This window comes from Streptomyces sp. NBC_01478, assembly GCF_036227225.1.
Lineage (GTDB): Bacteria > Actinomycetota > Actinomycetes > Streptomycetales > Streptomycetaceae > Streptomyces.
The window spans coordinates 6,926,080-6,939,420 of the sequence record NZ_CP109444.1 but is presented as its reverse complement, the minus strand read 5'-3'; the positions used below and the strand labels follow the sequence as shown (position 1 = coordinate 6,939,420).

Sequence of the window (13,341 nt, the reverse complement as noted above, 5' to 3'; positions counted from 1 at the left end):
CGCCTCGGGAGCGCCACCTGTACCACCAGCCGAGCGGACAGACAGGAAAGCAGGACGACGACATGGCGACTGGCACGAGTCACTCCCCGCAGCAGCCGATCGACACCTACACCCGCCTCGCCCACCTCCTGCACTCCCCGGCCCCCGACCGCACGGCCCTGCTCGACCGGCTGTACGAGGAGTTGCTCACGCGGGAGTCGCGGGCGTACGCGGCGGGTTGGACGGACGCGCTGACGGAGGCGGGGCGGGGGCGCGGGGGCCGGCCGTAAGCACCGCTCGCCGCCTACCGCTCACCGCTCACACGGTGAACGTGCACCACACCTGCTTCTCGTCGAACCCCGTACGGTGCCACCCCCACCGCCGCGCCAACGCCTCGACGAGCCGCAGCCCCCGCCCGCCCTCGTCCAACAGGTCGGCGCACGCGGGCAGTTCGGGCACCAGCGCGGGGGCGTGGTCGGTCACCATCACCCGCAGAAACGGCGGAGCGAACTGCCGCCCGACCCCGAGCGTCAGCTCCAGCCCCGCGAGCCCACCCCCGTGCCGTACGGCATTCGTGCACAGCTCCCCCACGGCGAGCTCGACGGAGTCGGCCAACTCGCCCAGTTTCCAGTGCTCTTGAAGCCATACGCGGGTGCGGTGCCGGGCCTCGGCGACGGGGCGGAGGGGGTCGAGGGCGGAGGTGTCCCAACCGACGCGGGTGGGGGTGGTGTTGAAGGGAGGGAGATCCATCGTTCACCTCGCGGGGAGTCGATGAGTGGCTTGAGCGACACCGTAGCGGCGATTTCCAACCCGTGAGACCAAGTTAACCCCAACAGGTTAAATTTTGGTGTTCGATGGACGGGCCCGACACCGGTGGGCACACTGTGCGCGAGCGAGGAGAGGACGACATGGCACCGAGGCAGGCCCCGACAGTCCGGCAACGCCGTTTCGGCGCCGAGCTACGACGGCTGCGGGAAGCCACCGGCATGTCCGCACCGCGAGCCGCCGAACTCCTCGGCACGGACCGCACCACGATCTCCAACACGGAAGCCGGCCGCTTCGGCATCAGCGAGCAACGCCTGCGGCGTCTGGCCGCCATCTACGAGTGCGACGACCCGACGCTGATCGACGCGCTGGCCTCGATGACGGGTGGGCGCAGCGGAGGCTGGTGGGACGAGTACCGGGGCAAGGTGCCGCCCGACTTCCTGGACCTGGCCGAACTGGAGCACCACGCGGTGTCGCTGCGCACGCTCCAGACCGCCCATCTGCCGGGCATGTTCCAGGTCGAGGACCACGCACGCGCGCTCTTCGACCTGTTCATCCCGGCGCTGCCGCGCCTGGAGGTGGAACTGCGCATCGCCCAACGCCTCGCCCGCCACGCGGTGATCACCAAGGAGCCCGCGGTGCCCTACCAGGGCGTGATTCACGAGACCGCGCTCCGCATGCAGGTGGGCGGCCGGCAGGTGGCCCGCACACAGCTCACCCACCTGCTCTCGGAGAGCGAGCGGGACAACGTCACGCTCCTCGTGATCCCGTTCAGCGCGGGCGGGTTCCCCATGGCAGGCGACTCCGTGCTCTACGTGGCGGCCGACAGTCCCCACCTGGACACGGTCCAGGTGGACTCACCCACCGGGGCCGTCTTCTTCGACGCCCCCGCCCAACTGGCCAACTTCCGGCGCCGTATGGACGCGGTCGAACAAGTAGCGTTGAATCGCAGCCAGTCGAGGGACGCCATCCTCGACATCATCAAAGAGCTGTAAGAGGAAGAGCCGCCGTGCCCGAGTTGAAGTGGATCAAGTCCTCGTACTCCGAGGCGTCCGCCAACAACTGCGTCGAGATGGCGACGGCCGGCCCCCGCATCGCCCTCCGCGACTCAAAGCACCCGGAACTGCCCTGGGCCGCCGTGAGCCGCGCGGCATGGTCGGAGTTCACCGGCGCCCTGGGAGCAACTCCGCTGCGAGGGGAACCTCAGGAGTAGCCGTGAAGTGGTTCAACCGCACCAACACGGCATCGCAAGCGGTCCCAGCAACTGCCGTACCGGCTACCGCAGTCCTCAAGACCAGCGACCCTCCCGAGCCGTCACCACAGTGGCGCAACCGGCCACCGGCACGGACCCGGTCATCCTCGCCATCACGCACCACGGGACCAGGCACTTCGTCGTGGACACCCTGAACGAGACACTGCGCAACGGCAGCCAACTCGGTTACACCGACGGCCCGTTCGCCTGCCGCTCCTGATCAACGCCGACGACCGCCCCGTAGTCGCGCCGCGCGTCGAAGCGGACGGCCCCTGGACGATCAAGACGGCCTCGCCGCCCGTCGCCCTGTCTCTGGACGGCCACGCACGGCGCCCAGCCTCGGACGTACTGCGCTACGAGGGCGGACCGGCGATCACCGACCTCTCCTACGAAGATGACCCGCACTCACCCGACGGCGGCTATTTCCCCGTCGACATCTTCGAGCCGGACAGCCACGGGTTCCTCGCCCGAACCGGCCAACCACGTCGGTCCCCGACAGGGCGAGGCACCACCACCCGCCCCCTGTCCCGTCCTTGCCCGCTCCGACGGACCATGGTCGATCAACGTGCGCCCCCTGCCCACTCACGCTCGCTGACCAGAGCCCACAAGCCCGACGCGCACGAACCCGGTGCCCAGAACGCCATCACGCCGACCCGTCACATCCACAGCGGTTTTCGAAGTCCAGCGGCGCTTGAGGCTTCGGCGCGTCCCCAATCTCAGCAGCCGTCCCGCCTCACAGTGAGTAGAACAGCACCATGAGCGCCAGGCTTGCGAGCCCACCACAGGCCCACGCGGCCACATGTTTGGGCTTCCGCGGGTATTCCGGATCAGTTCGCGCCGTATTCCAGATGGTCACGGAGACCACGAAACAGATAAACGCAAGCACAATGAATCCGGCCCCAATGAACCAGTACAGAATTCGCACGACAACTCCCCCTCCGCGTGACCGATCAACGGGTACCCGGGTTCGCGGGACAACTCAGCGACTGCGGGCGCTCACCACCGCACTGAAGTCGCCGGGCAGCTTGGTCGGCACCGCGATCTGAAGAACGAATGCCCTGGATCACTTTCACCAATCAAAGCGTAAGAACAAATACGGCGAGCACCAGGAAAACCACACCGACCCCAGCCCACAGCGCAACACGCTTGGGCTTCGACTCAATCGTCGAGACCCTCCGCGCACTCTCCCACAACGAGAACGAAACAAAGAAGGAAGTCGCCGAAATCGCCAAGAATCCCACGGAAATAAAGAAGTACCAGAGCTTCATTTTTCTCCCCCACTCCTCCGATTGAGCCCGTTGAAGAATACCGAAGGTCCGGGAACTTGAACAAGAGTGGATCACGTGGCGACATCTTCACGCCCGCCCTATTTGGGAGCATTAGTGACGCTTCGGGGATACGCAGCCACCGAAAGGAAGTCAACACATGGGACAGCACACCACGGATGCGGTGTACGACAAACTGACGGACGTTGAGCAGAAGATCGACGAAAATTCGAAGTCCTCTGTAACTACCGGGCACTTCGACCAGAAGATCGCCGACCTCAAGACAGCAATCCAGAACGGAGGAAAGAAGGAAGACGAACCACAGACATGGCAGGACATCCTCAAGGACATGTCTCCGGTAAAGGAATTCCTCGCCGTCCTCAAGGGTGAGGATCTCTTTGCCAAGATTATCCTTTCCGTCACCGCCTTTATCGCTGCCGTCGGGATCGTCGCCGGCATCGTGGCGAAAATCAAAGAACTGACCCTCTCGTACACGGGACGCACGCGGCAGGCCGGCCTCTTCGGAGCCGTGATTCCGGAGGACGAACGGATACGAATGTCCTTCGGCCGGGCCGAGAATGGTAAATGGGGACTTCAGCCGGAGCAGCAGACGGACGCCCAGTCACCGCGCCTGCCTTCGGTCGAACAGATCAACGCCGTCAAGGAAGCGATGGGCCACCTCAACACCGAGGTCGGCACCTACCGCGACAAGGTGCGCGGACTCGCCACCCCCAGCGCCATGCGGAAGATGGCCTCCGCCGCCAAAAAGCTGGAGAGCGCGGCCAAGCAGCACCAGTCCGTCGACACCCTCGCCACCTCCGTCCGCAATCTCAACACGGAATTGCGCGCCCTGGCCGGAACCGCAAACTGACCCACGTCGAGGAGACACAACATGAGCCTCGTCAGTTCACTGAAGAAGGCATCGGATTCCCTCCAGGACTTCAAGACGAAGGCCTCCGGAGCAGGCACGGCCGCGAAGGACCTGGGCAGCGCCGGGCAGAAAGGAGGCACTCAGCTCAAGGGCCTCAAGTCGGCGGCGCAGGACTCCGAGAAGGAGCTGAAGGACCTCAAGTCCGCCTCGGACAAGGCGGAGACGTCCATCGGCAAGGCCGGCAAGACCGGTTCCAGCGCCGGCACGAACCTCGGTAAGTACGAAACCGGGGCAGGCAAGGCGGCCAAGGGCCAGGACAAGATGAACAAGTCGATGAAGGGCAACTTCTTCGGCCTGCTCATGAGCCTGCTCCAACCGCTCATCGACAAGGTCATCGACATGGTGACCAACTCGAAGACCATGCAGAAGGTCCTGAAGCAGGCTTTCGAGGTCATCAAGGCCGTGATCAGCAGCGTCATGAAGGCCATCGAGCCGATCATGAAGAACGCCGGCAAACTGATCAAGTCGGTCTGGAGCGGCATCAAGACGGCGATCACGAACATCGTCAAGGCCGTCGCCACGGTCATCAGGACCTACGTCAACGTATGGAAGTCGATCATCACCGGCGTCCTGAAGGCGATCAGCACGGTCGTCTCGAACGTCTGGAAGGGCATCAAGGCCGTCATCTCGCCGGTCGTCAACTGGGTCAAGTCCGCGATCCCGGAGGCCTTCCGGGCCGTGAAGGACCGCCTGTCCAGCATCTGGGGCGGCCTGAAGGGCATCGCAGGCCGGGCCTTCGACGGCATCAGGGGCGCGGTCCGCGACCCGATCAACGCGGTCATCGGTCTCATCAACCGCGCGATCGGCGCCCTCAACGGCATCCACGTCTCCATCCCCGGCTGGGTCCCGATGGTCGGCGGCAAGACCTTCGGCGTCAGCCTGCCGAGGATCCCCGCACTGGCCACCGGCGGTGTCGTCATGCCCCGCTCCGGCGGTGTCCCCGCGCTCCTGGCCGAGGCCGGCGAGGCAGAGGCCGTCTTGCCCCTCAGCAAGCTCGACCGACTCCTCAAGGCAGCGGCCTCGCGGGGCCGGGCGTACGCGGGAATGTCCGCCACCGACGGCAGCGCACTGCACATCGAGCACTACTACGCGGCCGAGACCAGCAGCCCGCAGCGCACCGCCGACGCGCTGATGTTCCTGGCGAAGGCACGCGGATGAGTGCCGCACTCGGCGCTGTTCCGGCCAACCCGGTCGGGGGTCTGCTGCCCGCCGTCAAGTCCCTGAGGTCCCGGGCCGAGCAGAGTGTCACCACCCTGCGTTCGGTCACCGGCCGCTTCAAGGACGCCATCGCCGGCATCGACCGCCTCGCCCCCGGTGCCGCCCAGACCACCACCGCCGTACAACAGATCAAGACGAACGCCGACACCACCGCCCGCTCCGTCACCAGAACCGCCCAGACCGCCACCACCGCCACGTCCGGCATCAAGTCCACCGCCACCAGGGGCAGGTCCGCCGGAAAATCCCTCGGCAGACTCACCACAGGCCTGGGCGGAGTCTTCGCCGTCGTCGGCACCCTCATCGCAGCCTCCGGTGTCCTGGGCGGCCTCCTCGACACCTTCGGCACGGCCATGACCATCGGCTCCGGCGTGATGATCGTCGTCAACGCCCTCACCCGAGCCAACCCGATCGGTTTCGTGGCAGGCCTGCTCCTCCCGCTGGCGGGCTGGCTGCTGGACATCGCCCTGAACTCCGAGACCGGCCAACGCCTGATGGACCAACTGGCCACGCTGATCCTGAAGTACGTCCAGAGCTACCTCACGATCCTCGGCCCGATCCTCAAACTGATCGCCGGCGCGGTGAACACCTACGTCACCGGCTACCTCACCCTCATCACCACCACCCTCTCCGTCCTGGGCACGGTCATCAACACCGGCTTCGCCGCCGCCAGAGCACTGACCACCGGCGACACCCGCGCCCTGAGCGGCAGGGTGTCCGCGATCTGGAGCGGCTTCAAGAACGCCGTCAAGCCGGCCCTGAACTGGATCACCAAGGAGATCCCCCGCGGCTTCACCCGGATCAAGGACGCCACCGCCAACACCCTGCGCGCGATGGGCCAGTTCGTCACGACCGGCGCACAGACCGTAGCCGGAGTCGTAAAGGGACCCATCGAGGGCCTGGTCGCCTTCGCGAACTGGGTGATCGACGGCCTGAACAAAATCAGCTTCAGCATCCTCGGCAAGAAGTTCGGCGTGCACCTGAGCAAGATCCCGATGCTCGCGGAGGGCGGCATCGCGGTACCCGGCGCACGCACCGGCAAGGTCCTGTCCCTCACCGCCCTGGACCGCCGGCGCGCCCTGTCCCGCAGAAGCCGCACGCGGCCCCAACCCGCCCACCGCATCCAGGAGTTCCACGAGAGCAACGGCACCGGCGCCCACGGCACCGCGGCCGACCTCCTCTTCCTGGCCTCCGCCCACGCCCGCGCATGAAACGGCACGCACCCTGACTGCGAGGTGAGGCCCAAATGGCCGATCAGACATCCACCACACTCACCACACTCACCACCGACGACGTACCCCCCGGCTCACTCATCACCCGCGACGGGCAGATGCAGTGGGCCGGACTGCTGCTCGGCCCCGGTACGCCGTACGAGATCGGCAGTGACGGCCTGACCGGCTGGGAGGACCTGCCGGACTACGACACGACGGACGCCGACCACCCGACCGCGCACGGCGCCTGGCCGGGCGCGCGCTACGCGAAGCCCCGCAAGGTGGGCGGCTCGGTGTGGACCGTACCGACGAGCGACGACACCGCGTCCTCCCTCTCCGCGATGCGCGCCCTGCGCCAGGCCCTGCTGCTAGGCGACTCGGAGCGCTGGCTGGCGGTACGGCTGCACGGCGAGACCCTGGCCGTCCGAGCCCGGGTCAGCCAGCGCGTCCTCGCAGCGGACCGGACGTACACCACCCAGGGCGTCTCCAAGGCATCCGTGCAGTGGTACGCCACCGACCCCCGCCGCTACACGGTCGACGAGCAGACGGCCGTCACCGGCGCCCCGCAGCCGGAGAGCGGCCTCACCTGGCCGCTGACCTGGCCGCTGTACTGGGGCCAGGCCTCGTCCACGGGTGACGTGGGCGCGGACAACTCCGGTTCGGCACCCACCCACCCGATCCTGACCTTCACCGGCCCGTGCACCAACCCCACGGTCACGGACCGGACTTCGGGCCGACGCCTGCGCTACGAGATCGGACTGGCGACCGGCGACGAACTGGTCGTGGACACAGCGGCCGGCACAGTCACCCTCAACTCCACGGCCTCCCGCCGCCACACCGCGGCAGCGGACAGCAGCCCGGAAGAACTCTTCGCCTTCGAACCGGGCCGAGCCGAGCTGGCGTTCCGCCCCGACACCTACGACACGGGCGCACAGCTCTCGGTGCGCTGGCGCTCGGCCGACTGGTGATCCCGTGACGGTGACGTCACCGGCTGGTCCGGGTCCAAGACGTACACCGTGCCGAGGGCGGGTCGGTGGCGGGTGAACTGCACCCCCCTTACCCCCGCCTGGAACAGACCGGGATGGAGCGGGATGGACCACGACCCGCAGCCGCCATCTCAACGGGAGCGGGTCGTGGCGGTACGGCGCAGCCCGCCGCGTACCTGGTCCCCACCCGTTCGACTGTGGCAACCCCAGAGGGGCGCAACCTGCGGCGGGCTCGCCGTACCGCCACGACCCCGACCCACGCACCACCAGCGGGCGCCCCCACAGCACCCCCACTCCCACCCCACCCCGCCCCACCACAGGAGACCCGTACATGAACCTCCGCAGCTCATGGGTGGCCGAGACCGGCCAGACCCGCGAGGACACCCGGCTGACCCAACTGGGCGCGACCACCCCCGCCAACCCCCTCGAAGTCCGCTCCGGCATCCTCCCGGGCTCCTACGACGGCCTCAACCGCATGTCCGGCTTCTGGATGGAGGGCGCCTCGGGCGCGATGACGGCGACCGTCCACGAGGGCCGCGCCGTCATCGCGGCCGGCGCCACCCGGGGCGCCTACCCGGTCACCCTCCCCGAACCGGCCCCCCTGGCCTTCGCCGACGGCGACGCGACCAACCCCCGCATCGACCTGGTCGTCCTCAGGATCTACGACTCCCTCTACGACAACTCCGGCCAGACGAAGGCCGCCCTGGAGATCGTCAAGGGCACCCCGGCAGCCACCCCGACCGCCCCCTTGGTCCCCGGCACCGGCCTCGCGATCTACCAGGTCAGGGTCGCCGCCGGCATGAGCGCCGGCAAGGGCGGCATCAACTGGAGCACCGACGTCACCGACCTGCGCACCCCCGTCGTCGCGATCGGCGGCATCCTGCCCGCGTACGGCGAGACCGGCACCGGCGCCTACCCGGGCCAGTTCCGCGACTCCGGCGGCGCGCTCCAGCGCTGGGACGGCTCGGCGTGGGTGTCGTACCCGAGCGCGCTGGGCGGCATCGCCCCGGCCGGCGCGGTCACCACCGCGAGCTACACGGGCCAGTACCGGGACACCTCCGCCGGGGTCCTGCAACGCTGGAACGGCACGACCTGGGTGAGCTACCTGCCGTCGCCGACCTGGACCGACTACACCCCGGTGTGGGGCGCCGAGACCGGCACCGCACCCGTGATCGGCAACGGCACGCTGGCGGGGTCGTACACGAAGCTGGGAACGGTCGTACACGTCCGGATCTATCTGAAGATCGGTTCGACGACGAACCTGACCGCCCAGGACGTCAACGCCAACTGGACGTTCCGCCTGCCGGTCGCCCCGGTCGGCACCCCCACGTGGAAGCTGGACGGGCGGGTCCTGAACGCGGAGTACTTCGACTCGTCGGCCAACCTGTTCTACCAGGGCAGCGGCCTGCTCGCGGTGACGGGCACCACCGGCTACGTCCGCTCGCTGCGCGACACCCTCGCGGTCAACGGCAGCATCTGGGACAAGTCGGACCCGGTCGTCTGGGGCACCGGCGACGTGCTGTCGATCCACGGCACGTACGAATCCGCGTCATGACCGTTCGTTGCGGATGGCTGTCACCGGACGGCCAGAGCCGGTCGGACACCCGCCTCACCGCGCTCGGCGCGACCACCCCGTCCGGCCCGCTGGAGACCCGCTCCGGCGTCCTGCCGGGCACCTACGACGGGCTGTACCGGGTGGGCGGCCTGTGGATGAGCGGCACGACGGGCACGATGACCGCGGTCGTCCAACCCGGCAGGGCCGTCATCCAGGGAACCGCCGCGCAGGGCGCCTACCCGGTCGCCGTCGACGAGAACATCACGGTGACGTTCGCGGACGGCGACGCCCAGTACAGCCGTATAGACCTGGTAGTGCTGCGCATCTACGACGACGAGGCCGACGGCTCCGGCCGCACCGAGGCCGTGGTCGAGACAGTCCAGGGCACCCCCGCCGCCGTACCCACCGCACCGGCCGTCCCCACCCTGGCCCTGCTCCTGTTCCAGGTCTCCGTCCCGGCCGGAGCGAGCGCGGGCACCGGTGGCATCCCGTGGGCCACCGCGAACACGGACCTGCGGACCACGCTGGTCTCGGCCGGCGGGATCCTCCCGGTGTACAACAACGGTGCGGTGGCGGGCAGTTACCCCGGCCAGTACCAGGACAGCGACAACTCCAACTCCCTCCAGCGCTGGAGCGGAACGGCCTGGGTGCCGTATCCGAAGGCGATCGGCGGTATCGCCCCGGCAGGCGTGCTGAGCACCGGCGGCTACACAGGCCAGTACCGGGACACCTCCGCCGGACAGCTCCAGCGCTGGAACGGCACCGCCTGGCAACCCGCCGTCCCCGGCCCGGTGTTCGCGCAGTCGCTGGACGCGGGTTACACCACGTCGACGACGTACACGGCCGCGCTCACGGACAGCGCCGTCACCGCCCTGACCCTCAACTTCACGGCCCCGCCGTCCGGTTCGGTGATCATCGGCGTAGGCGCACGCGTCTACACGACGAGCAGTGAGACCACAACCGCTCACATGTCCCCGCAGGTCACCCTGGGCACCACGGTGGTGTGGGCGGCGGACGACGAACGGGCCGCGTCCGGCTCGGGCGCCTACCCCCGGTCGGTCTCGACCCAGTTGCGGCTCAACTCCCTTGCCGTCGGCTCGACTTACACGATCACCGCCATGCACCGATCCTCGTCCTCCACGGTCCCCGGCTGGTTCGACACGATCTACCTCCGCGCAGACCCGGTCGCCTGACTGCGCGCGGAGACGCTCCCCCAACCCCCCTCCCTCCCAAAGGAGTTCAACCATGGCCATACGCTCCGGCTGGCTGTCCCCGGACGGCCAGTCCCGCGAGGACACCAGGCTCATCTCCCTCGGCGCCCTCACCCCGACCTCGGCCGTCCAGACCCGCTCCGGCATCCTGCCGGGGTCGGCCACCGGCCTGTACCGCATCAACGGCTTCACCCTGACCGGCACCACCGGCACCATGAGCGGCACCGTCAGCCCCGGCCGCGCGATCGTGCAGTCCACCGACAGCCGGGGCGCCTACCCGATCGCGCTGACCGAGTTCGAGAACGTGACCTTCGCGGACGGCGACGCCCAGTACGGCCGGATCGACCTGCTCGTCCTGCGGATCTACGACGACGTCTACGACGGCTCGGGCCGCACCGAGGCAGTCATGGAGATCGTGAAGGGCACCCCGTCGGCCACCCCGGCCGTACCCACGCCCCCGGACGTCTCGCTCCCGCTGTTCGAGGTCACCGTGCCGGCCGGTACGAGTTCGGGCACCGGCGGCATCCCGTGGACCACCGGTCTCACCGGCCGGCGCACCGCCACGGTCGGCGTCGGCGGCATCCTCCCGATCACCACGGACACCGCCAACGGCTCCTATCCCGGCCAGTACCGCGACCTGAACGGCCAGCTGCAGCGCTGGAGCGGCACCGCCTGGGCCGACTACCCGGTCCTGCCGACCTGGCAGAACTGGACCCCGGCGTGGACCACGAACACCGGATCGGCGACCCCGTCCTTCGGCAACGCGAGCCTGAGCTGCCGGTACGTGAAGTTCGGCACGACCGTGCACCTGAACTTCCAGATCGTCTTCGGCACCACCACCTCCTTCGGCACCAGCCCCACCACCGGCGACAACTGGCGCTTCTCGCTGCCGGTCGCCGCGGCCGCGACCCGTATGTCGATCGGCTTCGCGGAGATGTCGGCCAACACCGCCGGCAACCGCGTCATGGCCCGGCTCTACCCCACCACCACCGGGGCCTTCGAACTCGTCACCGCCTCGGGCCAGGGCACCGCCGTCGCCCTCACCAACACCGGCGGAGTGGACTCCCTCACCCCGTGGACCTGGGCGAGCGGCCACACCATCTTCGGCTCGGCGACCTACGAGGCCGCCGCATGACGACCGTCAACACGCCCTACCGGGCGATCTTCTGCGATCTGCGCACCGACAGGACGATCGACATCCTCCCCCTACGGGATGTCACCGTCGACGACTACATCGGCAAGGCCGGCTCGCTCTCCGGCACCATCCCCGTCCCGGACACGGCGATGGCCGCCCGGGTCCGCCGTATCGAGGAGGGCCGCACCTCGGTCTACCTCCAGCGCGGCAGCGACCTGTGGTGGGGCGGCATCGTCTGGACGAGCACCCTGCAGAGCGACGACCAGGGCGTCCTCACCCTCGGCATCCAGGCGGCGACCTTCGAGTCGTACGCGAGCCGCCGCCTGATCCGGGCGACCACGCCCGAATACGACCCCGACTACGAACTGGCCCTGACCGGCGACCAGTTGGACGTGGCCCGCGCCCTGTGGACGGACCTCCAGACCGCGCTCCCAGGCGGCGACATCGGCGTCAGCTACGGCACCGAGACCTCCGGGGTGACCCGCGCGGCGAGCTACCGCGACGGCGACGAGACGGTCTATCTCGACGCGCTGGACGCCCTGGCCGCGCTGGAGAACGGCTTCGAGCACTACATCTCGGTGTACACCGACCCGACCACCGGAGCCCGGGTACGCCGCCTCCGGCTCGGCAGCCCGAAGATCCTCACCGGCGCCACCGACCTGGTGATGGACCGGCCGGGCACGATCCTGTCGTACTCCTTCCCGCGCGACGCGACCCGCGGCGGCACCACGGACCGCGCCCGAGGCGCCTCCACCAACACGGACCAGGCCAGCGAGTCCCGCCCCCTGTGCTCCACGGTCGCGGTGGCCAACGACCTGATCGGACAAGCGGGTTACCCCCGCATCGACCTGACCTCGGACCACAACGACATCACCGACACGGCCACCCTGACCGCGCTCGCCCGCACCGAACTGGCCGCGGCCACCGGCGCGGTGGTGATCCCCGAGATCAGCGTGCGCCTCGACGACCTGGTCCCGGCCGCGCTGATCGGCCGCACGGTCCGCATCCGGATCACCGACGAGTGGTACGCCGAGGACCTCGACACCCGCTACCGGATCATCGGCGTCAAGGTCAGCCCCGCCCAGCGCGGCCGCCCCGACACCGCCGACCTCTACCTGGAGGAGGTCTGATGCCCCAGCTCCCCGAAGACATCATCGACCGGCTCACTCAGATGGAACGCCGCATCCAGCAGCTCTCCACCGCCGTGAACACCCGCCCCGCCCTCAACACGGTCACGGGCGGCACCCTGGAGGTCGGCCCGTCGTCCGGCTCGCCGGTCTTCAAGGTCGGCAAGTGGCCCGGCACCAACGAGTACCGCGTCGAACTCCGCCGCCAGACCGGCCAGTTGGCGCTGAGCATGTACAACGGCGACGGCACCGCCGGCTCCCTGCAACCGCTGCGCCTCTACGACAAGGCGGAGCGCGAGATCGTCTCCGACGACATCAACACCGGCGGCCTGGCCCGCCCCTGGCTGAACATGCTGCCACCACAGGACTCGAACACGGCCCGCTGGCCGCAGACCTCGCTGACGACGATGACGACGATCGCGATGTCCTACAACGTCGTCTGGCAGCCGAAGATGCGCCTGGTCATGAACACCCGCGCCAGCTCCGGCGCCACCGGCTCCGTCCAGGTCCTCGTCAACGGCGCCCAGTGGGGCAGCACGGTCGCCGCCGGCACGGACTTCATCTACGAGGCCCCGATCAGCTCCGACTTCGGCTCGGTCTACGGCACCCAGCTCAAGGTCGAGGTCCAGGCCCAGGTCACCAGCGCCTCCGGCACGGTCTACGCCAACCCGATCCTGATGTACGGCCGCCAGACCTGAGAAGGGACACC

The 13,341-nt window shown here is 68.7% G+C and carries 15 protein-coding genes; 13 read left to right on the top strand and 2 right to left on the bottom strand.

The window, feature by feature from the left end; genetic code table 11:
• The first annotated feature begins 62 nt into the window (after window positions 1-62).
• Window positions 63-269, top strand: coding sequence for a hypothetical protein (locus OG223_RS31475; protein ID WP_033279999.1), 207 nt, complete (start codon window positions 63-65; stop codon window positions 267-269).
• A 28-nt stretch (window positions 270-297) separates the two neighbouring features.
• Here the strand turns inward: OG223_RS31475 and OG223_RS31470 are convergent, their stop codons facing one another.
• Complete coding sequence (locus OG223_RS31470) at window positions 298-729, bottom strand: ATP-binding protein (protein ID WP_329255880.1); 432 nt, start codon at window positions 727-729, stop codon at window positions 298-300.
• 158 nt (window positions 730-887) lie between these two features.
• Between OG223_RS31470 and OG223_RS31465 the strand changes: the two genes are divergently transcribed.
• The 3 genes from OG223_RS31465 to OG223_RS31455 all read left to right on the top strand — a co-directional run bounded on the left by OG223_RS31465 (window position 888) and on the right by OG223_RS31455 (window position 2,216).
• Window positions 888-1,739 (top strand): helix-turn-helix domain-containing protein, encoded by an 852-nt coding sequence (locus OG223_RS31465; RefSeq protein WP_329255878.1) that lies wholly within the window; start codon window positions 888-890, stop codon window positions 1,737-1,739.
• Window positions 1,740-1,753: 14 nt separating this feature from the next.
• Complete coding sequence (locus tag OG223_RS31460) at window positions 1,754-1,957, top strand: DUF397 domain-containing protein (RefSeq protein WP_329255877.1); 204 nt, start codon at window positions 1,754-1,756, stop codon at window positions 1,955-1,957.
• A gap of 109 nt (window positions 1,958-2,066) precedes the next feature.
• Window positions 2,067-2,216, top strand: a complete 150-nt coding sequence (locus tag OG223_RS31455) for a hypothetical protein (protein ID WP_329255875.1) — start codon at window positions 2,067-2,069, stop codon at window positions 2,214-2,216.
• Between the two features lie 856 nt (window positions 2,217-3,072).
• On the opposite strand, the gene OG223_RS31450 is transcribed toward OG223_RS31455, so the two are convergent.
• Window positions 3,073-3,264, bottom strand: coding sequence for a hypothetical protein (locus OG223_RS31450; RefSeq protein WP_329255873.1), 192 nt, complete (start codon window positions 3,262-3,264; stop codon window positions 3,073-3,075).
• Window positions 3,265-3,421: 157 nt separating this feature from the next.
• On the opposite strand from OG223_RS31450, the gene OG223_RS31445 reads away from it, so the two are divergent.
• The 9 genes from OG223_RS31445 (at window position 3,422) to OG223_RS31405 (ending at window position 13,330) form a co-directional block, all read left to right on the top strand.
• A complete protein-coding gene (locus OG223_RS31445; RefSeq protein ID WP_329255871.1) occupies window positions 3,422-4,132 on the top strand; it encodes a hypothetical protein in 711 nt (236 codons plus the stop codon).
• Between the two features lie 21 nt (window positions 4,133-4,153).
• Window positions 4,154-5,350 (top strand): phage tail protein, encoded by a 1,197-nt coding sequence (locus OG223_RS31440; protein WP_329255869.1) that lies wholly within the window; start codon window positions 4,154-4,156, stop codon window positions 5,348-5,350.
• Window positions 5,347-6,618 (top strand): tape-measure protein, encoded by a 1,272-nt coding sequence (locus OG223_RS31435; RefSeq protein ID WP_329255867.1) that lies wholly within the window; start codon window positions 5,347-5,349, stop codon window positions 6,616-6,618. The genes OG223_RS31440 and OG223_RS31435 overlap by 4 nt, the downstream gene beginning before the upstream one ends.
• Before the next feature lie 35 nt (window positions 6,619-6,653).
• A complete protein-coding gene (locus tag OG223_RS31430; RefSeq protein WP_329255865.1) occupies window positions 6,654-7,586 on the top strand; it encodes a phage distal tail protein in 933 nt (310 codons plus the stop codon).
• 349 nt (window positions 7,587-7,935) lie between these two features.
• Entirely contained in the window at window positions 7,936-9,159 is a 1,224-nt protein-coding gene (locus OG223_RS31425) for a hypothetical protein (RefSeq protein WP_329255863.1), read from the top strand.
• Entirely contained in the window at window positions 9,156-10,352 is a 1,197-nt protein-coding gene (locus OG223_RS31420; RefSeq protein WP_329255861.1) for a hypothetical protein, read from the top strand. Before OG223_RS31425 ends, OG223_RS31420 begins: the two co-directional genes overlap by 4 nt.
• A 52-nt stretch (window positions 10,353-10,404) precedes the next feature.
• Complete coding sequence (locus OG223_RS31415; RefSeq protein ID WP_329255859.1) at window positions 10,405-11,505, top strand: hypothetical protein; 1,101 nt, start codon at window positions 10,405-10,407, stop codon at window positions 11,503-11,505.
• On the top strand, window positions 11,502-12,635 hold the full coding sequence (locus OG223_RS31410; protein ID WP_329255857.1) for a hypothetical protein: 1,134 nt from the start codon (window positions 11,502-11,504) through the stop codon (window positions 12,633-12,635). Before OG223_RS31415 ends, OG223_RS31410 begins: the two co-directional genes overlap by 4 nt.
• On the top strand, window positions 12,635-13,330 hold the full coding sequence (locus OG223_RS31405) for a hypothetical protein (RefSeq protein ID WP_329255855.1): 696 nt from the start codon (window positions 12,635-12,637) through the stop codon (window positions 13,328-13,330). The genes OG223_RS31410 and OG223_RS31405 overlap by 1 nt, the downstream gene beginning before the upstream one ends.
• Window positions 13,331-13,341: the final 11 nt, after the last annotated feature.